Annotated in this window: 19 protein-coding genes; 11 read left to right on the top strand and 8 right to left on the bottom strand. The window is 67.1% G+C overall.

Annotation, left to right across the window (positions count from 1 at the left end; genetic code table 11):
* Both ACT4N3_RS08965 and tcmP read left to right on the top strand, forming a co-directional pair.
* A partial coding sequence (locus tag ACT4N3_RS08965) for a DUF5131 family protein (RefSeq protein ID WP_444854876.1) occupies positions 1 to 437 on the top strand: 437 nt, incomplete at its 5' end.
* Positions 438 to 484: 47 nt separating this feature from the next.
* Positions 485 to 1624, top strand: a complete 1140-nt coding sequence (gene tcmP / locus ACT4N3_RS08970) for a three-Cys-motif partner protein TcmP (protein WP_444854877.1) — start codon at positions 485 to 487, stop codon at positions 1622 to 1624.
* Positions 1625 to 1709: 85 nt separating this feature from the next.
* On the opposite strand, the gene ACT4N3_RS08975 is transcribed toward tcmP, so the two are convergent.
* Positions 1710 to 2159, bottom strand: coding sequence for a tRNA (cytidine(34)-2'-O)-methyltransferase (locus ACT4N3_RS08975; protein WP_444854878.1), 450 nt, complete (start codon positions 2157 to 2159; stop codon positions 1710 to 1712).
* A gap of 284 nt (positions 2160 to 2443) precedes the next feature.
* Here ACT4N3_RS08975 and petA point away from each other — a divergent pair, with 284 nt between their 5' ends.
* From petA to ACT4N3_RS08990, 3 genes are read left to right on the top strand one after another with little or no spacing between them, the layout of a single operon-like run.
* Entirely contained in the window at positions 2444 to 3010 is a 567-nt protein-coding gene (gene petA / locus ACT4N3_RS08980; RefSeq protein WP_444854879.1) for a ubiquinol-cytochrome c reductase iron-sulfur subunit, read from the top strand.
* Between the two features lie 11 nt (positions 3011 to 3021).
* A complete protein-coding gene (locus ACT4N3_RS08985) occupies positions 3022 to 4311 on the top strand; it encodes a cytochrome b (RefSeq protein WP_444854880.1) in 1290 nt (429 codons plus the stop codon).
* Between the two features lie 15 nt (positions 4312 to 4326).
* On the top strand, positions 4327 to 5202 hold the full coding sequence (locus ACT4N3_RS08990; protein WP_444854881.1) for a cytochrome c1: 876 nt from the start codon (positions 4327 to 4329) through the stop codon (positions 5200 to 5202).
* Here ACT4N3_RS08990 and ACT4N3_RS08995 read toward each other — a convergent pair.
* The 3 genes from ACT4N3_RS08995 to ACT4N3_RS09005 are packed head-to-tail and all read right to left on the bottom strand — an operon-like array spanning position 5199 to position 7585.
* Positions 5199 to 5648 (bottom strand): MaoC family dehydratase, encoded by a 450-nt coding sequence (locus ACT4N3_RS08995; protein WP_444854882.1) that lies wholly within the window; start codon positions 5646 to 5648, stop codon positions 5199 to 5201. The genes ACT4N3_RS08990 and ACT4N3_RS08995 overlap by 4 nt on opposite strands.
* Positions 5649 to 5703: 55 nt before the next feature.
* The gene (locus tag ACT4N3_RS09000; RefSeq protein WP_444854883.1) at positions 5704 to 5994 is read right to left on the bottom strand and encodes a GIY-YIG nuclease family protein; all 291 of its coding nucleotides are present in this window, start codon (positions 5992 to 5994) and stop codon (positions 5704 to 5706) included.
* Between the two features lie 55 nt (positions 5995 to 6049).
* Positions 6050 to 7585 carry an alkaline phosphatase D family protein gene (locus ACT4N3_RS09005; RefSeq protein ID WP_444854884.1) on the bottom strand — a complete coding sequence of 512 codons (1536 nt, stop codon included), beginning with the start codon at positions 7583 to 7585 and terminating at the stop codon, positions 6050 to 6052.
* A gap of 23 nt (positions 7586 to 7608) precedes the next feature.
* Here ACT4N3_RS09005 and ACT4N3_RS09010 point away from each other — a divergent pair, with 23 nt between their 5' ends.
* Genes ACT4N3_RS09010 through ACT4N3_RS09020 form a run of 3 tightly spaced genes read left to right on the top strand, consistent with a single transcriptional unit; the run spans position 7609 to position 9332 of the window.
* On the top strand, positions 7609 to 8448 hold the full coding sequence (locus tag ACT4N3_RS09010) for a helix-turn-helix domain-containing protein (protein ID WP_444854885.1): 840 nt from the start codon (positions 7609 to 7611) through the stop codon (positions 8446 to 8448).
* 60 nt (positions 8449 to 8508) lie between these two features.
* Entirely contained in the window at positions 8509 to 8913 is a 405-nt protein-coding gene (locus ACT4N3_RS09015; RefSeq protein ID WP_444854886.1) for a VOC family protein, read from the top strand.
* Positions 8914 to 8930: 17 nt separating this feature from the next.
* A complete protein-coding gene (locus tag ACT4N3_RS09020; RefSeq protein ID WP_444854887.1) occupies positions 8931 to 9332 on the top strand; it encodes a DoxX family protein in 402 nt (133 codons plus the stop codon).
* Between the two features lie 52 nt (positions 9333 to 9384).
* Here the strand turns inward: ACT4N3_RS09020 and ychF are convergent, their stop codons facing one another.
* The gene (ychF, locus tag ACT4N3_RS09025; RefSeq protein WP_444854888.1) at positions 9385 to 10485 is read right to left on the bottom strand and encodes a redox-regulated ATPase YchF; all 1101 of its coding nucleotides are present in this window, start codon (positions 10483 to 10485) and stop codon (positions 9385 to 9387) included.
* A gap of 217 nt (positions 10486 to 10702) precedes the next feature.
* On the opposite strand from ychF, the gene ACT4N3_RS09030 reads away from it, so the two are divergent.
* A complete protein-coding gene (locus ACT4N3_RS09030; RefSeq protein ID WP_444854889.1) occupies positions 10703 to 13108 on the top strand; it encodes a zinc-dependent metalloprotease in 2406 nt (801 codons plus the stop codon).
* Positions 13109 to 13147: 39 nt separating this feature from the next.
* Here the strand turns inward: ACT4N3_RS09030 and pth are convergent, their stop codons facing one another.
* The 3 genes from pth to ACT4N3_RS09045 form a co-directional block, all read right to left on the bottom strand.
* Entirely contained in the window at positions 13148 to 13723 is a 576-nt protein-coding gene (gene pth, locus ACT4N3_RS09035) for an aminoacyl-tRNA hydrolase (RefSeq protein WP_444854893.1), read from the bottom strand.
* 105 nt (positions 13724 to 13828) lie between these two features.
* The gene (locus ACT4N3_RS09040) at positions 13829 to 14509 is read right to left on the bottom strand and encodes a 50S ribosomal protein L25/general stress protein Ctc (RefSeq protein WP_444854890.1); all 681 of its coding nucleotides are present in this window, start codon (positions 14507 to 14509) and stop codon (positions 13829 to 13831) included.
* Positions 14510 to 14619: 110 nt separating this feature from the next.
* The gene (locus ACT4N3_RS09045; protein ID WP_444854891.1) at positions 14620 to 15555 is read right to left on the bottom strand and encodes a TraB/GumN family protein; all 936 of its coding nucleotides are present in this window, start codon (positions 15553 to 15555) and stop codon (positions 14620 to 14622) included.
* A 92-nt stretch (positions 15556 to 15647) separates the two neighbouring features.
* On the opposite strand from ACT4N3_RS09045, the gene ACT4N3_RS09050 reads away from it, so the two are divergent.
* Both ACT4N3_RS09050 and glyS read left to right on the top strand, forming a co-directional pair.
* Positions 15648 to 16541, top strand: a complete 894-nt coding sequence (locus tag ACT4N3_RS09050; RefSeq protein ID WP_444854894.1) for a glycine--tRNA ligase subunit alpha — start codon at positions 15648 to 15650, stop codon at positions 16539 to 16541.
* Positions 16542 to 16667: 126 nt separating this feature from the next.
* Positions 16668 to 18573: glycine--tRNA ligase subunit beta (gene glyS, locus ACT4N3_RS09055; protein WP_444854892.1), on the top strand; the 1906-nt coding region annotated here is incomplete at its 3' end.

Raw genomic sequence — 18573 nt, forward strand, 5'->3', positions numbered from 1 at the left:
AGGCGGACTGGCACGTCTTCCAAGTCTTAACGAAGCGCAGCTCACTCATGCGCGATTATCTGAAAAGGCGCTACGTCGATCATGCCGCACCTGACCACATCTGGCTGGGGGTATCGGTGGAGGAGGCGAAAGCTCGGTCCCGCATCGCCCATCTCCGCTCGGCCCCGGCTGCGGTCAGATTCCTTTCGATCGAGCCGCTGATCGGACAAGTCGGCCGGCTCGATCTCGCTGGCATTCACTGGGTGATCGTTGGTGGCGAAAGCGGCCCCGGCGCGAGGCCGATGGAGATCGGATGGGTCCGCGACATACGCAGCCAATGTGAGGAACAGAACGTCGCCTTTTTCTTCAAGCAATGGGGCGGTATACGGCCGAAATCAGGCGGCCGCACGCTTGACGGACGTGAGTGGAACGAGATGCCGGTATTGGCTGCCGCTTAAATATGGTCCAAGTCCCGACCCACTACGTCGGTCGCGAGCAGGCGCTCGTGAAGCACATCTTCCTAAAACAGTATCTGGATTCGCTCGTTCATAAGATCGCAAGCGCGTTCGACGAGGTTGTCTACGTAGACGGCTTTTCCGGGCCATGGAAAAGTAGTGGAGAAAATTACACCGACACCTCTTTCGGGATTGCCCTCAAGGCATTGACCGATGCTCAGCAATCCTGGGCGAACATGGCCCACCGACCGCGAAACGTCCGGATGACCGCGCACTTAGTCGAGCGCGAAGATGAGCCCTTCCAGGAGCTGAGCGGCATCGGGTCTCATTTTCCAGCCGTGCGCGTCATTCCTCATCACAAGGACTTCCTGAATATCGCGCCGACGATCGCAGCCGCCATTCCGTCCCGTGCTTTCAGCTTCGTGTTCGTCGACCCGAAGGGCTTCCTCGATCTGGCCGCGCTCAAGCCCCTCATTTCGCGGAATCTCTGCGAGGTCGTTTTCAATCTCATGTTCGATTACGGGAATCGATTCACCCAGCTTCCCTCGATGGCGCCGACCTACGACAGGCTCTTCCCGGGTGTAGATTGGAACAGTCGGTTCGCCGCGGCGCGAGATGATTCTGCGGCCACACCTCAGGGTCGGAAGGCCATCTTCCTCGCCTGCTTCAAGGAGGCTTTAAGAAACATCGGCGGCTTTGAATACATAGCCGATGTCGACGTCCAGTATCCTGGTAAGGACCGGACGTTCTACTTCCTCGTCTATGGTACCCGCCGCCCACCCGGCATCGAGGTATTCCGAGACTGCCAGCTAAAGGCACTGGAAGCACAGTCGTCGATCGCTGGCGTCAAAAAGATCGAGGCGGCCCAGGCTCGCGGCCAATTGGAACTTCTCTCTTCCATGAACGAAATGCGGGAGGACCCACGGCTGGCCTTTCTTCGCAGCGAGGCGGCGAACGCGAAGCGGATGATGGTTGGATCCATCCCGGCACCGCCCAAGACGGTTCAGTGGGGCCATCTCTGGGCCAAGGTTCTCTCGGATCATGCAATTCGAAAGACCGAGCTTAACAAGATAGCCGCTGAACTGCGGAAAGCCGACGTTCTCCATTTTCCTGACTGGATTCCAGGAAAACGGGTTCCCGACGAGGAATACGGCGTCGCAAGGGGCCAGAACTGGAGCTCCAGTTTCTGACTTGCTGGCCCGCCTTCCGTGGCTACGGCCTTCCCTGACCGACGCGGCGTATAGCTTTCACGCGCCGAGATCGGATGATTAGCTCTCACTCCACCCACAAACCCGTCTGCCTCAGCCCCTCCGCCAGCCCGATCCCCGCCGCCACCGCCAGGTTCAGCGACCGCGTTCCCGCCGCCTGCGGGATTCGCACCCGTAGCTCGGCCCGCTCATGCACCTCGACCGGCGCGCCCTTGCTTTCTGAGCCGAACAGCAGGGTGTCGCCGGCCTCGAACCGCGCCTCGGGCAGGCGCAGGCCGCCGGCGGTGGTGAACAGCACGTGCCGCCCGGGCAGCGCCGCCTCGAACGCTGCCCAGTCCGCGTGCCGCGTCACGTTCGCGATCTCGGCATAGTCCATCCCGGCCCGCCGCATCGCCCGCTCCCCCCAGGGGAAGCCGCAGGGCTCGATCACGTCGAGCGGCACGTTGAGGCAGGCCGCCAGCCGCATCGCCGCGCCGACATTGCCGGCCTGATCGGGTTGGAAGAGGGCGAGGCGCATCGGGCCTTCCTTATCCTCCCCACGATTTCGTGGGGAGGGGGACCAGCCTCCGGCTGGTGGAGGGGCACTTCCGCCACAAGAGGCCCCTCCACCACGCTCCGCGTGGTCCCCCTCCCCGGCAAAAGCCGGGGAGGATGACGGCTTCAAAATCACGGTTGGCAAACCCGCGCCCCCGCGTCTATCAGGCCCGCGAACCGCGAGCGGCCATCGGCCGCCTGCCCCGGCGAAGGCCGGGGATCATGGGGGCGCAACCGTGGCGCGGTTCGGTGGCAACGGGAAGGTTTATGGCTGCGGTGGAAGCGAACGAGGGACTGGCCTCGCAGGACGGCGAGGGCGTGCGCCGCCGCGATTTCATCAACATCGCCGCGGTCAGCTTCGCCGGCGTCGGCGGCGCGGCCCTGCTCTATCCCCTGGTTAACCAGATGAACCCGTCGGCGGACGTGCTCGCGCTCGCCCAGATCGACGTCGACATCTCCGCCATCCAGCCCGGCCAGGCGATCAAGGCCACCTGGCGGCGCCAGCCGATCTTCATCCGCAACCTGACCCCGGCCGAGATGCAGGCCGCGAACGCGGTCGACGCCTCCTCGCTGCGCGATCCGCAGACGCTCGCCGAGCGCACCAAGGAGGGGCACCCGAACTGGCTGATCACGCTTGGCGTCTGCACCCATCTGGGCTGCGTGCCGCTGGGCGCGGCCGAAGGTGAGAACAAGGGTGAATATGGCGGCTATTTCTGCCCCTGCCACGGCTCGCATTACGATACCGCCGCGCGCATCCGCAAAGGCCCGGCGCCCCGGAACCTGGAGGTGCCGGAATATGAGTTCACCACCGACACCGCCGTCCGGATCGGCTGAGGACCCATCGCATGAGCTTCCCCTGGGCTGAGCAATATACGCCGAAGAATCCGTTCATGCGCTGGCTGGACGAGCGGCTGCCTTTGCCGCGCCTGGCCTATAACAGCGTCGGCGGCGGCTATCCGGTGCCGCGCAATCTCAATTACGCCTGGAATTTCGGCGTCCTCGCCGGCCTTGCTCTGGTCATCCAGATCGTGACCGGCATCGTGCTGGCGATGCATTACGAGGCTTCGGGCGCCGGCGCGTTCAACTCGGTCGAGCATATCATGCGCGACGTGAACCAGGGCTGGTTCCTCCGCTATCTGCATTCCAACGGCGCGAGCTTCTTCTTCATCGTCACCTACATCCACATCTTCCGCGGCCTCTATTACGGCTCCTACAAGGCGCCGCGCGAAATGGTGTGGATGCTCGGCCTCGTCATCTTCCTCTTGATGATGGCGACCGCCTTCATGGGCTATGTCCTCCCCTGGGGGCAGATGAGCTTCTGGGGCGCCAAGGTGATCACCGGCCTGTTCGGCGCGATCCCGCTCGTCGGCGAACCGGTTCAGACATGGCTGCTCGGCGGCTATGCGCCGGACCAGGCGACTTTGACCCGCTTCTTCTCGCTCCATTATCTGCTGCCGTTCGTGATCGCCGGCGTGATCATCCTCCACATCTGGGCGCTGCACATTCCGGGCTCGTCAAACCCGACCGGCGTCGACGTGAAGGGGCCGCAGGACACATTGCCCTTCCATCCCTATTACACGGCGAAGGACGGCTTCGGCGCCGGCGTCGCGATGATCCTGCTCGCGATCCTCGTCTTCTTCCTGCCGAACTATCTCGGCCATGCCGACAATTACATCCCGGCGAACCCGCTCTCGACGCCCGCGCATATCGTGCCCGAATGGTATTTCTGGCCCTTCTACGCGATCCTGCGCGCCTTCACGGTCGACTTCATCCTCGAGGCGAAGCTCTGGGGCGTGCTGGCGATGTTCGCGTCGATCCTGCTGCTCTTCTTCCTGCCCTGGCTGGACAAGTCGCCGGTGCGCTCGGGCAGCTACCGGCCGGCGTTCCGGATCTTCTTCTGGGTCCTGATCCTCGACGTCGCGGTGCTCGGCTTCTGCGGCGGCCGGCCGGCCGAAGAGCCCTATGTGATGATGAGCCAGGTCGCGACCATGTATTATTTCGCCCACTTCCTGATCATCCTGCCGCTGCTTTCGATGGTCGAGAAGACGCGGCCTTTGCCCAATTCCATTTCCGAAAGCGTGCTGGGAAGCGAGGCGGCTGGCGCCGCCCCCGTCCAGCCGGCGCCGGCCGCGTAAGGGAGCGAACGCAAGATGGTCCGCATCCTCGGCTTCCTCGTCGGTCTCGGCTTCGTCGGCGTCGCCGCCTGGTCGCTGCTCTGGGGCGTCATCGCTTTCTCGCACGACGGCCTGCCGCACACGGTGGAGCACGACTTCCACCAGCACCCCCGCGACATCGAATTCAGCTTCAATGGCCCGCTCGGCCAGTTCGACCGGCAGCAGCTGCAGCGTGGCTTCCAGGTCTATCGCGACGTCTGCGCCGGCTGCCACGGCCTCGGCCTGGTCGCATTCCGCAACCTGCACGATCTCGGCTACACCGAGGCCGAGGTCCGCGCGATCGCCGCCCAATGGCCGATCCAGGTGCCGTCGATCAATCCGGCGACCGGCGAGCCGGCGACGCGCGCGGCGCTGCCGTCGGATCGCATCCCCTCGCCTTATGCCAACGAGGTCGCGGCGCGCGCGGCGAACAACAATGCGCTGCCGCCCGATCTGTCGCTGATCACCAAGGCGCGCGAGGGCGGCCCGGCCTATGTCGCTTCGCTGCTGACCGGCTATGCCGACGCGGCGACCCATCGCAACGAACGCGGCGAGGCGCTTCCGGCCGAGAACCGGCCGGGCACCGGTCTGCACTTCAATCCCTATTTCGCGAACCTCAACATCGCGATGCCGCCGCCGATCACCGCCGACAATCAGGTGAGCTATGCCGACGGCACGGCGGCGACGCGCGATCAGATGGCGACCGACGTCGCCGCCTTCCTCCACTGGGCGGCCGAGCCGAACCTGCAGCAGCGGCACCAGATGGGGCTGGTCGTGGTGATCTTCCTGCTCATCGCGACCGGACTCGCCTTCCTGTCCTACCGGAACATCTGGGCGGACGCGAAGGGACGGGCGGCGACCGACGCCGCCTAGTCCGCCGGCCGCCGCCGGATCAGCACGATCGAGGTGAAGCGCATCACCGGGACGTCGTCCTGGTTGGTCACGATCGTCTCGGTGCGGAAGGTGCCGATTTCAGGCTTGGAGCGCGACGGCGTCTTCTCGACGATCCGCCCCCGCACCGTGATCGTGTCCCCTGGAAAGACCGGCTTCAGCCACCTGAGCTCATCGACGCCGGGCGAACCCAGCCCGGCCTGCGGCCGCTTTTCGAACGAGCGCACGATCACCGCCATCGTCATCGCCGCAGTGTGCCAGCCGCTCGCCGCGAGCCGGCCGAAATGGGTCTGGGCCGCCGCCTCGTCGGAAAGGTGGAAGGGCTGCGGGTCATATTTGCGCGCGAAGTCGAGCACCTCGTCGCGCGTCACATCGTAACGGCCGAACTCGGTCTCCGCGCCGACCTCGACATCCTCGAAATAGATCATCCGCCGCCTCCCGACCGCACCGTCTTTCCCGCGAAAGCGGGAATCCCGCTTCCTTTCAAGCACCGATCAGGTGATCGTAGAGGTCGAGCCAGTCCGGGTGCGCCTTTTCGATCAGCTCGATCTTCCAGACGCGGCGCCATTTCTTGATCGCCTTCTCGCGGGCGATGGCTTCCTCGATTCGTTCGAAATGCTCTGCATGGACCAAGCGCAGAATTGCGTACTTGCTGACAAAGCGCGAGCCGGTGCCGGTGCGATGCTGATAGGCGCGGCGAGCGATGTCGGCGGTAACGCCGGTATAGATCGCGCCGCGATAGCGGTCGGCCATCATGTAGACCCAGCCGCCCATCAGGGAAGCGGGATTCCCGCTTTCGCGGGAATGACGATGTTCGGCTTCAGGCGGCTCAAACGATCGTCAGATCGGGCGTACCGCGCGCGACCGTCGCGGTCGCACGGCGGCTGATCGCGCCGCCGGGTGTCGAGACGCGGTCCATCACCATATAATGGGTCCGCCACTCGTCGCGCCCCACCTCGCAGGTGATATAGCCGCGCTGGTCGTTGATGAACTTGAGCTGCGGATTGTTGGCGAGGATGCGGTCGGAGCCGGGGCGGACGTCCTGGCCGTCGCCGCCGCTGGAGATCGACGTGGCGACGAACTCGACCGCGACCGGCCGGTCGCCATCGTGCAGCAGGCCGGCGAAATTCTGGTGCTCGTCACCGGTCAGGACGACGACATTGTTGAGGCCGGCCATCCGGTTGAGCAGCCGCCGGCGCGGCGCCTCATAGCCGACCCAGGCGTCCATATTGTAGATCGGCGCCGGCTCGTCGCGGGTGCGGCGGTCGAGCGCCATCATCATGATCTGCTGCGCCACGCAGTTCCAGAGCGTCGGGTCGCGGCGCAGATTCTGCGTCAGCCAGGCTTCCTGCTCGGCCCCCAGCACGCTCGCATTCGCCGCGCCCACGCCCTCGCAACGCGGCTTGAAGCCGTCCTCGCAGGGCTGGTCGGTGCGGAACTGGCGGGTGTCGAGGATGTCGATCTCGGCGAGATCGCCATAGCGGACGGCGCGCCGCATCGCGACGTCGCCGAAACGCGGCATCTGCGCGCGGCGGACCGGCATATGCTCGTACCAGGCCTGCAAGGCGGCGGCGCGGCGGACGCGGAAGACTTCCGGCGTGGCGCCCCCGTCCACGATCTCCTGCACCCAATTGTTGGCGATCTCATGATCGTCGAAGCTGTGGAAAAAGGCGTGCGCCGCGTGGGCGCGGACCAGGTCCGGGTCGCTCTTATACTGGGCGTAGCGGCGCCGGTAGTCGGCGATGCCGTAGAGCGTGTCGCCGACCGCCTCGCGCACCGATACCGTCACGCCGCCGCCGAAGCCGGGCCGGATCGTGCCGCCGCGATACTCGTAGATATAGTCGCCATAATGGTAGACGAAGGCGAGCTCCTCGCGGGCAAGGTGGCGGTAGGCGGTGTAATAGCCGTCGTCATAGGCCTGGCAGCCGGCGACGCCGAACTTGAGCGAAGCGGGGCTGGCGGACGCGGCGGGCAGGGTCCGCGCGCGCCCTATGATGCTGCGCTCGCCGCCCGCCTGGAACCGGTACCAATAGGGCCGGTCGGGCTGCAGGCCCGCGACCTCGACATGGACGCTGTGGGCGAGCTCCGGCCGCGCCGCCGCGTCGCCGCGCGCGACGATGGTCGCGAAGCCGCTGTCCGACGCGACCTCCCAGGCCACATTCATCGGCGCCATCACCATGCCGGCATGCTCGGCCAGCGGTTCGGGCGCGAGCCGGGTCCAGATCACGAAACCGTCGGGCGAGGGATCGCCGGCGGCGACGCCGAGGCTGAACGGATAGCGCCGCCAGATCGATTGGGCGCGGACGATGGCGGGCGCGGCGAGGGTCGCGGCGGCGCTGGCGATGAAGTGGCGGCGGGTGAACATCACTCGGTGCTATCCCCCCATTGTTGCGGCTTCGCGTCGGCGCCTGCCGTGAGGACGTCCATAGGCCGCATTACATCTTGCCCCAGTTCTCCTTGTCGCGCGGCCATGCCAGACAGTACAAGCATGCAGCGTTACGAGGCACGCAAGGATTTCGGATGCTGATAGTATTCGAGGATCGGCCGTCAAGCTCGCCTTATGTCGAGCGCGTCTGGCGTTGCCGAAGCCAGCGCGGCGGATCGTTCTTGTCGATGGCGGAAGGAAATATCGAGCTTGTCGTGACCCGGCTCACCGATTTCGTGGCGGTCACGCTGAGGGGTCCGGTCACGCAGGCACGCGCGATGGAATGCCCGCCGCATGGCGAGTGGATCGCGATCCGCTTCGGGTTCGGCACCTATTTTCCGCGGTTACCCACCCAGGCGCTGATGGATCGCCTGGATCTGGACCTGCCCGTTTTGTCCGGCAACCGCTTCTGGTTTTTCGATCTCAGCTGGGAAATTCCGACGTTCGACAATGCCGAGGACTTTGTTGCGCGACTGGCCTTGGCGGGGGTCGTGGCGCGCGAGCACAGTGTCGGCGCGGTCATCGAGGGCGACGTCGAATGGATGAGCCGACGCTCGGTTCAGCGCCACTTTGTCAAGGCCACCGGCCTGACGTTGAGCGGCTTCCAGCAGATCAGCCGCGCACGCCGCGCCGCCGCGCTGCTCGCCAGCGGCCGGTCGATCCTCGATACGACCTTCGAGGCCGGCTATTTCGATCAGGCGCATCTGACGCGATCGATGAAGCAGCTGATCGGTACCACTCCCGCCAAGCTGATCCGTGAGCAGCCGCAATTGTCGTTCTCATACAAAACCGACGGCGAATAAGCGGCTAATCCTCGGCCTGCGCCCGCCATGAAGGCGGGTGCGCAACAAGAGGAGAAAGTCATGAAAGCCGAACCTTATCTGTTCTTTGGCGGCACCTGCGCCGAAGCGATCGATTTCTACCGCGATGCGCTGGGCGCCGATGTCCGCGCCTTCGTCCGCTTCCGGGATATGCCCGGCGCGGCGCCGGACGCCGGCGACAAGGTGATGCATGCCGAGCTCAGCGTGGGCGGCAGCACCATCTTCGCCTCGGACGGCCGCGGCGATGACGGCCGGGGCGCCGGCTACGCGCTTGCGCTCGAAGCCGCCGACGATGTCGAGGCCGAGCGGCTGTTCTCGCAGCTCGCCGCCGGGGGCACGATCGAAATCCCGTTGATGACGACGCCGTTCGCCTCGCGCTTCGGCAAGACGGTCGATCGCTTCGGCACGCCGTGGATGGTCACCACGCCGCAGCCCCCGCTCAAGTGATGCAAGGGAGAGTGAAGATGGCTAACGAAACAACAATGCGGCGGATCAGCTACGTGCTGAGCGGGCTGGTCGTCGCCTTCATGCTGTTCGACGGCATCATCAAGCTCGTGCCGCTCGATGTCGTCATCAGCAGCAGCCGGGAGCTTGGCTATCCCGCCACGGCCGAGCTGGCCCGCACGCTCGGCCTGCTCGGCCTGCTTTGCACCGTGCTCTACGTCTATCCGCGCACGGCGGTGCTGGGGGCGATATTGCTGACCGGCTATATGGGCGGCACGGTCGCCACCCACCTGCGCGTCGGCAACCCGCTCCTCAGCCACATGCTGTTCGGGGTCTACCTCGCGCTGCTGGCTTGGGGCGGGCTTTATCTTCGGGATGCGCGCGTGCGTGGGCTACTTCCCTTTCGCAAGACCGAGAACTGATGCTCTCGCGCGGCGCCTTTCGGGCGGCGGACCTAAGCGATGGTCCGCCGCCCTACACGTTGAAGCGGAACAGCAGGACGTCGCCGTCCTGCACGACATAGTCCTTGCCCTCGGCGCGCATCTTGCCCGCCTCCTTCGCCCCCGCCTCGCCGCCGCAGGCGACGAAGTCGTCAAAGGCGATGGTCTCGGCGCGGATGAAGCCGCGCTCGAAATCGGTGTGGATCGCGCCAGCGGCCTGCGGAGCCTTCGCGCCTTTCTCCACGGTCCAGGCGCGCGCTTCCTTGGGGCCGGCGGTGAAGAAGGTGATGAGGTGGAGCAAATCATAGCCGGCGCGGATGATCTGGCTGAGGCCGGTTTCGTGAAGGCCGAGATCGGAAAGAAACTCGGCCCGGTCCCCGGCCGGCATGGTCGCGATTTCCGCCTCGATCGCGGCCGAGATGACCACCGCCTTGGCGCCTTCGGCGTCCGCTTTCGCGAACATGCGCGCGCTATGGGCATTGCCGCTCGCGGCATCGCCCTCGCCGACATTGCAGACGTAGAGCACCGGCTTCGCGGTCAGAAGCTGGGCGCGCCCCAAAGCCAGCTTCTCCTCGGCGTCCTTCGGCTCGGTCAGCCGCGCGGGCTTCGAATCCCGCAGCAGCTCCAGCGCCTGACCAAGCACGCTGGCCTGGATTTTCGCCTCCTTGTCGCCCTGCTGCGCCTTCTTGATCAGGTTCGGCACTCTTTTCTCGAGGCTCTCCAGGTCGGCCAGCATCAGCTCGGTCTCGACCGTCTCCGCGTCCGCGACCGGATCGACCCTCCCCTCGACATGGGTGACGTCGCCTCCCTCGAAGCAGCGCAGCACATGGACGATCGCGTCCACCTCGCGGATATTGGCGAGGAACTGGTTGCCGAGGCCTTCGCCCTTGCTCGCGCCACGCACCAGGCCGGCAATGTCGACGAACTCCAGCTGGGTCTCGATTTCCTGGGCGGACTTCGCGATCTCCCGGATCCGGTCCAGCCGCGGATCGGGCACCGCGACGCGGCCGACATTGGGCTCGATCGTGCAGAACGGGTAATTGGCCGCCTGCGCCGCGGCCGTCTCGGTCAGCGCGTTGAACAAGGTGGATTTGCCGACGTTCGGCAGCCCGACGATTCCGCAACGAAAGCCCATCTGAATCTCCAAGATCCTCCCTGCGCCGAAGGCGTGGGGAGGGGGACCATGCGAAGCATGGTGGAGGGGCAATCGGCCTCAGCGAGGCCCCTCCACCGGCTTTCAGCCGGTCCCCCTCCCCATCGCTTCGCGACAGGGAGGAATTTTGCGGCCGGTTAGCCGTTGCGTCCGGCGATGGCCAGCCTAGTGTCCGCCCGGGCTCGTCGGGGGGAATCGAATGAAGCTGCGTCTTGCCGTCCTGCTGCTCGCCGCCGCCGTCCCGGCCGCCGCCCAGACGATCAACCCGCCCGCCCAAGTGCTGGCCGGAACGACGGCACAGCAGGGACTTCTCCCCGTCCATGTCGATCGCCGCATCGGGCGCATCCTGCTCGCGCTGCCGGCGCCGGACCGGGACGGCGTTTCCGGCCGCTACCTCTATGTCACCGGGCTGGAGACCGGCCTCGGCTCCGCCCCGATCGGGCTCGACCGCGGTCTCGCTGGCGGCTCGCGCATCCTCGTCTTCCGCCGCGTCGGCCGGCGGGTGGTGGCGGAGATCGAAAATCCGCGCTTCCGCGCCAGCACGGGCACGGCGATCGAGCAGCGCGGGGTGCGCGAGAGCTTCGCTTATTCGACGATCTGGATGGGCGAGGTCGCGGCCGAGCAACCGGACGGCGGCTTCATGGTCGATGTCGCCGGCTTCCTCGCCCGCGACGACATGAATATCGTCCAGGCGCTGCGCGGCGCCGGCGGCGAGTTCCGCTTCGTCCCCGAGCTCAGCGTCGCCGATCCCAATGCTGTGCGCGTCTTCCCGGAGAACATCGAGCTTGCGGCGCGGCTCACCTTCACCGCGACCGCGCCGACCGCCGAGGTGAACAACATCTCGCCGGTCAACGGCAATCTCGGCTTCGTCGTCCGCCATTCGCTGATGCGGCTGCCCGAACTCGGCTACCGGGCGCGCCGCTTCGATCCGCGCGCCGGCGCGTTCGGGACGCAGGTGGTGGACTTCGCCCAGCCGCTGGGCCAGCCGATCGTCTACGAGCTCGCCAACCGCTTCCGGCTGGAGCGGCTCGAGCCCAATGCGCTCCGTTCGCGCGTGCGCCGGCCGATCGCTTTCTACATCGACACCGCCGCGCCGGAGCCGATCCGCACCGCCTTGTTCGAGGGCGCGTCCTGGTGGCGGGCGGCGTTCGAGGCGGCCGGCTTCATCGACGCCTTCCGGGTCGAATATCTGCCCGAGGGCGTCGATCCGATGGACGCGCGCTACAATGTCGTGCGCTGGGTCAACCGGGCGACGCGCGGCTGGTCCTACGGCCAGGCGATCGACGATCCGCGCACCGGCGAGATCGTCCGCGGCCAGGTGCTCTTGGGCTCGCTCCGGGTGCGGCAGGACATGCTGATCTTCGAAGGGCTGGTCGGCGCCGGCGAGACGGGGCGCGGCGGGCCGAACGACCCGGTCCAGGCCGCCCTGGCGCGCATCCGCCAGCTCGCCGCGCACGAGGTCGGCCATGCGCTGGGCCTCGCCCACAATTTCGCCGCCAGCATCGCCGGCCGCTATTCGGTGATGGACTATCCGGCGCCGCGGGTGACGCTCGTCAACGGCGAGCCGAGCCTCGCCGATGCCTATGGCGTCGGCCTCGGCCGCTGGGACCAATTCGCGATTTCCTGGCTCTATGGCGCGGACAGCGACGCTGAGGGCGACGCAAGGATGACCGCTGCGCTCGCCGAGGGGCTGCGCTTCGTCGGCGACAACGAAGCGCGCGCCGTGGGCGCGGCGCATCCGCAGGGCAGCCTTTGGGACGACGGCGCCGATCCGGTCGCCGAGCTTCGCCGGATGATGGAGGTGCGCCGCGTCGTCGTCAGCCGCTTCGGCCCGCGCGCGCTCTATCCGGGCGAGCCGGTCTCGAACCTGCGCCGCAAGTTCGTGCCGATCTGGCTGCTCCACCGCTACCAAATCGAGGCGGCGGCGAAGCTGATCGGCGGCGTCGATTTCTCCTATTCGCGCAACGGTGACGGGCAGGAGGCGGCGCGGGTCGTGATCCCAGACCGCCAGCGCGCCGCTTTGGACGCGCTGCTCGACACGATGTCGGCGGACGCGCTCACCGTGCCGCAGTCGCTGCTGCCTTACCTTTCCGCCGGCTGGTCGGGGAATCCGGACCGGCAGGAGACGATCGAGATTTTCCGCACCGCCGGCGGCAATGTCTTCGATCCGCTCGTCGCTTCGGAGACGGCGGCGCAGCAGACACTGAACAGCCTGCTGGCGCCGGACCGGCTCAACCGGCTGGAGGCGCAGCATGCGGCGGACGGCGGGCAGATGGCGCCGGCGGCGATGATCGACGCGATCCTGGACCGCGCGCTCGGCCTCGATCAGGCGCTGCGCGGCCGGGTCGCCACCGCCACCATCCTCGCCGTCGCCCGGGTCCAGCGCGACCCGGCCCTGTCGCCGACGATCGCGCTGGCGCTGTCGGAGCGGCTCGCGCGGCTGGCCCGCACGCTCCAGGCGGGGCGCGACGACTGGTCGCGCGGCCTCGGCCGGCTGCTCGGCGACAATGTCGCGCTCACGGCAGCGCTCACCGCGCCGGGCCGCACCCCGCAAATCCCGCCCGGAATGCCGATCGGCGCGGGCGAGGACGACTGGCTGGGTTAGCGGCGACGGGGGAGCCGCCGGTCGGCCGGTTCTATCCCGCTACTCCGGATCGCGCATCCTGAGCGCCACGTCGCTCATGAAGCGGGCCTCGTCGTCCTTTGCCAGCCATTCGGCCTCGGCCGCGATCGCGCCGAGCAGGTCGCTGAGCTGGTCCGTTTCCGCCTTGGCGTAATTGCCCAGGACATGGCCGGTCACCTTGTCCTTGTGGCCGGGGTGGCCGATGCCGATCCGGACGCGGCGGAATTCGGGGCCGATATGGGCGTCCAATGAGCGCAGGCCGTTATGGCCCGCCGTGCCGCCGCCGGTTTTCACCTTGACCTTGAACGGGGCAAGGTCGAGCTCGTCATGGAAGGCGGTGACGGCGCCCGGCTCCAGCTTGAAGAAGTCCATCGCCGCCCGCGCCGCCCGGCCGCTGTCGTTCATATAGGTGGCGGGCTTCAGCAGCAGGACGCGTTGCGTACCGATCCGGCCCTGCTGCGCCCAGCCGCTGAACGCCTTCTTCGGCGGTTCGAAACCATGGACCCCGGCGATGGCGTCCACCGCCATGAAGCCGACATTGTGCCGGTGCATGGCGTATTTCGCGCCGGGATTGCCGAGGCCGATCCAGATCTGCACGGGCGTGAAGTCCCCCCAATCGTCCGATACGGGGGCGTCCGCCGGCTGGCCATGCACCTCGACGCGCCGTGGCGCGAAAAGGGAGGCCAGCCAGCGAAAGGCCAATTACTCGCCGCCCTCTTCCGTCTCGGCCTCGCCCACGGTCGGCACTTCGTCCGCGCCGGGCTCTTCCTCGCCGCCTTCAGCGGCGGCAGCGGCTTCCGCCGCCTCGGACTTGACGCCGGACGGCGCGACGATCGTCGCGATCGTGAAGTCGCGGTCGGTGATCGCGCTGGTCGTGCCCTTGGGCAGGGTGACCTGGCTGATATGGATCGAATCGCCGATGTCGGTGCCGGCCAGGTCGACGATCACGTCATTCGGGATTTCGGCCGCGTCGCAGACCAGCTCGAGCTCGTGACGGACCGCGTTCAGCACGCCACCGCGCTTGATGCCGGGCGACTTCAGTTCGTTGATGAAGTTGATCGGCACCGCGACGGTGACCTGGGCATGCTCGGAGATGCGCAGGAAATCGACATGGACCGGCCGATCGGTCACGGCATGGAACTGGACGTCCTTGGGCAGCGTCCGGGTGGTCTGGCCGCCGGCGTCGATCATCACCACCGAGTTCATGAAGTGCCCGGTGTGCAGCATCTTCATCAGCACCTTCTCCTCCAGATGGATGGAAAGCGGCGCTTCATTGTTGCCGTAGACCACGGCGGGGACCCGGCCTTCGCGACGCAGTGCGCGGGAGGCTCCCTTGCCAGCCAGTTCGCGCGTCTCGGCCGACAGCGTCAGCTGTTCGCTCATTTTCTTGTCTCCGAATGCGGAATGTTCACATGCCCCGCCACGCCTCCAGGGATGACCATGGCCGGGGAGGCGCGCCTATAGGCGAAGGGGGGCTCAGAGGCAAGCCGAGGCTAGGGCGTCTCCACATGCGGCACACGCTCGGCCCGAATCCCCGCCTCGGCGAGCAATGCCTGCACGCTGTCGCGCCCGGCGAGATGGCCGGCGCCGACGGCGATGAACAAAGTCCCCGGCCGCGCCATCCGTTCCCGGATCCAGCGCGCCCAGGTCGCGTTGCGCTCGGAGAGGAAGATGCGGCGGAGGCGCGGGTCGTCATTGGTGGGATCGTCCAGCACCGCGGCCAGCCGCTCGACGTCGCCGCGCGACCAGGCGGCGAGCGCCGGCCCCAATATCTCCTGCAGCCGGGAAAGCTCGCGCAGCGTGGCCCTCAGCTGGAACAGCTGGAGGTCCTCCGGAATGCCGTCGAGCAGCTGCATCTGCCATTCGAAGCTCTCCAGCTGGCCGATCGGCATGCCCCGCGCCCGCGCCGCGGTGCTCAGCACGCCTTCCGCCCCGTTCGCGCCGAGCAGCCCGGCGCGCTGGACGGCGGCGACCGTGATCGAGATCGACGCATACCAGGGATCGACCGGCGCGGCGGCCAGGATCGACAGGTTGACGTCCGCCAGGGCCCGGTTCAACCGCTCATTCTCTTCCGGCGGCAGCCGCTGCGACAGCGGCCGGCCCTGCGTGTCCATCGCATAGCGCGCGACCATCTGGGCGATCGCGCCCTGCTCTTCCGGCTGCGTCGCCTCCAGCACCAGCTCGCTCGACGCCTCGAAGGCGGCCCTGACCTCGTCGTCGAACCAGGGCCGGCCGTCGAGCATGTGGAAGGTGCCGAACAGGTAGATGGTCGTGTCCGCGTCGCGCACCACCCAGAGCGCGGGATCGGCGTCGGGGAGGGGCGTCTCTGCTGCGGGCGCCGGTGCGGGAGGTGCGCGCCGCAGCTGGGCGTTCGCCGGAAGCGAACAGGCGAGCGCCGCCACGCCAAGCATTCTGATGAGCTTCTTCATGCTGCGGAGCGGCTTAGCGGAAAGGGGTAAACGATCCTAGCAGGCGCCTCCTTGACCCGCTCCGCCCCATGCGCCAAAGCCTCGAGACCCTCATGTTGCAGGTGCGAAGGCGCATAAACTTGGGCTCCCCGCTCTCCTTCCAGCAGCTGATCCTGACCCTCCATCATTATTGGAGCGATCGGGGCTGCCTCATCCTGCAGCCCTATGACATGGAGATGGGCGCCGGCACCTTCCATCCGGCGACGACCTTGCGCGCGCTCGGGCCCGATCCCTGGAAGGCCGCCTTCGTCCAGCCCAGCCGCCGCCCGACCGACGGCCGCTACGGCGACAACCCGAACCGGCTGCAGCATTATTACCAGTATCAGGTGATCCTGAAGCCCAGCCCGCCGGACCTGCAGGATCTCTATCTGGGTTCGCTCGCGGCGATCGGCGTCGATCCGCTGAAGCACGACATTCGTTTCGTCGAGGACGATTGGGAGAGCCCGACGCTCGGCGCCTGGGGCCTTGGCTGGGAGGTCTGGTGCGACGGCATGGAGGTGACCCAGTTCACTTATTTCCAGCAGGTTGGCGGGTTCGACTGCAAACCGGTGGCGGGCGAGCTCACCTACGGGCTCGAGCGCCTCGCGATGTACATCCAGGGCGTCGACAGCGTCTACGATCTCGCCTTCAACGACGAGGGCGTGACCTATGGCCAGGTCTTTCACGAGAACGAGGTCGAGTTCAGCGCCTATAATTTCGAGGTCGCGGACACCGACAGCCTGTTCGACCGATTCCGGCAAGCCGCGGAGGAATGCCGCCGCTGCATCGAGGCGAAGCTGCCGCTCCCCGCTTACGACCAGGCGATCAGGGCGAGCCACATCTTCAACACCCTTCAGGCCCGCGGCGTGATCTCGGTCGCCGAGCGCCAGGCCTATATCGGCCGCGTCCGCGAGCTGGCGGTGGGCGCCTGTCAGGCCTGGATGGACAAGCACGGGTGGGCGGCGTGACGCGAGCTAAGACCCTCATCCCAACCTTCTCCCGCGGGCGGGAGAAGGAGTGCGCCCGCATCGGTGAAGGGCGCCGAGCTCACCCTCTCCCGCTTGCGGGAGAGGGCAGGGTGAGGGTCTGCCTTCATGGCTGATTTCCTGCTCGAGCTCCTCTCCGAGGAGATTCCGGCGCGGATGCAGGACAAGGCGCGCGCCGATCTGGCGCGGCTGTTCGAGGAGCAGCTCGGCGAGGCCGGGCTGAAGGCGGAAGCGATCGAGACTTATGCGACGCCGCGCCGCCTCGCCCTCATCGCCCGCGGCCTGCCGGACGCGACCGAGGCGGTGTCGGAGGAATTGAAGGGACCTCGCGTCGGCGCACCGCCGCAGGCGCTGGAAGGGTTCCTCCGCAAGACCGGCCTCACCGAAAGCCAGCTCGTCGAGCGCGACGGCGTCTTCTTCGCCACGATCGACAAGCCCGGCCGCCCGACCGCCGGAGTGCTGACCGAGGCCATCGCCGCCATCGTCCGCGCCTTCCCCTGGCCCAAGTCGATGCGCTGGGGCGAGGCATCGATCTCGACGGAGAGTCCGCGCTGGGTCCGCCCGCTGCACGGCATCGTCGCGATCCTCGGCGACAAGGTCGTCGATTTCGAGGTCGCCGGCGTCAAAGCCGGCGCCGCGAGCGTCGGCCACCGCTTCCACCATCCGGGCAAGATCACGATCGGCGGTGCCCATGATTATGTCGAGAAGCTGCGCGCCTGCCACGTCGTCGTTGATCAGGAGGAGCGTAAGGCGATTATCCGTGAAGGATCGGACAAGCTCCAGCGCAACACGAAAACGATTCCCGACGAGGGGCTGGTGGCGGAGAATGCCGGCCTCACCGAATGGCCGGTGCCGCTCAAGGGCAGCTTCGACGAATCCTTCCTCGCGCTCCCGCGCGAGCTCATCCAGCTCACCATGCGGGTGAACCAGAAATATTTCGCCTGCTGCGGCGAGGAGGGCGCGCTCTCCCACCGCTTCGTCTGCGTCGCCAACATCGCCTCCTCCGATCCCGCCGCCGTCGTTGCCGGCAACGAGAAGGTGCTCACCGCCCGCCTCTCCGACGCGCGCTTCTTCTGGGATCAGGACCTCAAGACGCCGCTGGCCGATCAGGCGGCGAAGCTCGCCGGCATCGTCTTCCACGAGAGGCTCGGCACCGTCGCGCTGAAGGCGGAGCGGGTCGCGAAGCTCGCCGAATGGCTGGTGCGGGAGCGCTTCATCCGCGCCGACATGGCCGATGTGAAGGCAGCGGCGCGGCTCGCCAAGGCCGATCTGGTCACCGAGATGGTGGGCGAGTTCCCCGAGCTGCAGGGCGTGATCGGCAGCTATTACGCCCGCGCCCAGGGGCAGAGCGAGGCGGTCTCGAACGCGATTCGCGATCATTACAGGCCGGCCGGGCAAAGCGACGACGTGCCGACTGATCCGATCACCGTCGCGGTCAACCTCGCCGACCGCGTTGATACCCTCGTCGCCTTCTTCTCGATCGGCGAAAAGCCGACCGGCTCGCGCGATCCCTTCGCGCTGCGCCGCGCCGCTCTGGCGCTGATCCGCCTCGTCACCTGCAATAGCCTGCGCCTGCCCCTCGCTGATGTGTTCGTGCAGGCTGCGGTGTTGGGTGCCGTCGCGCGGATGGGGGCGCTCGCCTCGGTCACCTATCCCGATCTGCTCGACGGCGACAAAGAAGAACATGAGATCACCGCGAGCGTCGGCGGCTTCACTTATCGCCACGGCGATCATGTCCTCGTCCGCTGGGATTCGGCGCTGACCCCCAACGTGGAGCGCGGCAAGATCATCGAGGAGGCAACCGACGTCGCGGAGCAATTGCTCGATTTTCTCGGTGACCGCCTGAAGGTCCAGCAGCGCGAGGCGGGGGTCCGCCACGATCTGATCGACGCGGTCTTCGCCATGGGCCGCGACAGGGGCGAGCCGGAAGACGATCTGGTCCGCCTGCTCGCCCGGGTGAGCGCGCTCCAGGCTTCGGTCGAGACGCCCGAGGGCGCGGACCTGCTCGCCGGCT

Source organism: Sphingosinicella sp. (assembly GCF_052388015.1).
Lineage (GTDB): Bacteria > Pseudomonadota > Alphaproteobacteria > Sphingomonadales > Sphingomonadaceae > Allosphingosinicella.

What these genes read in the sequence shown, in the direction of transcription:
- ACT4N3_RS09020 (WP_444854887.1), top strand. Translation starts at nt 8,931, where the DNA reads ATGGCTAACGAAACAACAATGCGGCGGATCAGCTACGTGCTGAGCGGG.
- ACT4N3_RS09040 (WP_444854890.1), bottom strand. Translation starts at nt 14,509, where the DNA reads ATGAGCGAACAGCTGACGCTGTCGGCCGAGACGCGCGAACTGGCTGGC.
- ACT4N3_RS08985 (WP_444854880.1), top strand. Translation starts at nt 3,022, where the DNA reads ATGAGCTTCCCCTGGGCTGAGCAATATACGCCGAAGAATCCGTTCATG.
- ACT4N3_RS08995 (WP_444854882.1), bottom strand. Translation starts at nt 5,648, where the DNA reads ATGATCTATTTCGAGGATGTCGAGGTCGGCGCGGAGACCGAGTTCGGC.
- petA (WP_444854879.1), top strand. Translation starts at nt 2,444, where the DNA reads ATGGCTGCGGTGGAAGCGAACGAGGGACTGGCCTCGCAGGACGGCGAG.
- ACT4N3_RS09000 (WP_444854883.1), bottom strand. Translation starts at nt 5,994, where the DNA reads ATGGGCGGCTGGGTCTACATGATGGCCGACCGCTATCGCGGCGCGATC.
- ACT4N3_RS08975 (WP_444854878.1), bottom strand. Translation starts at nt 2,159, where the DNA reads ATGCGCCTCGCCCTCTTCCAACCCGATCAGGCCGGCAATGTCGGCGCG.
- ychF (WP_444854888.1), bottom strand. Translation starts at nt 10,485, where the DNA reads ATGGGCTTTCGTTGCGGAATCGTCGGGCTGCCGAACGTCGGCAAATCC.
- ACT4N3_RS09030 (WP_444854889.1), top strand. Translation starts at nt 10,703, where the DNA reads ATGAAGCTGCGTCTTGCCGTCCTGCTGCTCGCCGCCGCCGTCCCGGCC.
- ACT4N3_RS09015 (WP_444854886.1), top strand. Translation starts at nt 8,509, where the DNA reads ATGAAAGCCGAACCTTATCTGTTCTTTGGCGGCACCTGCGCCGAAGCG.
- ACT4N3_RS09050 (WP_444854894.1), top strand. Translation starts at nt 15,648, where the DNA reads ATGTTGCAGGTGCGAAGGCGCATAAACTTGGGCTCCCCGCTCTCCTTC.
- ACT4N3_RS09045 (WP_444854891.1), bottom strand. Translation starts at nt 15,555, where the DNA reads ATGAAGAAGCTCATCAGAATGCTTGGCGTGGCGGCGCTCGCCTGTTCG.
- ACT4N3_RS08990 (WP_444854881.1), top strand. Translation starts at nt 4,327, where the DNA reads ATGGTCCGCATCCTCGGCTTCCTCGTCGGTCTCGGCTTCGTCGGCGTC.
- ACT4N3_RS09005 (WP_444854884.1), bottom strand. Translation starts at nt 7,585, where the DNA reads ATGTTCACCCGCCGCCACTTCATCGCCAGCGCCGCCGCGACCCTCGCC.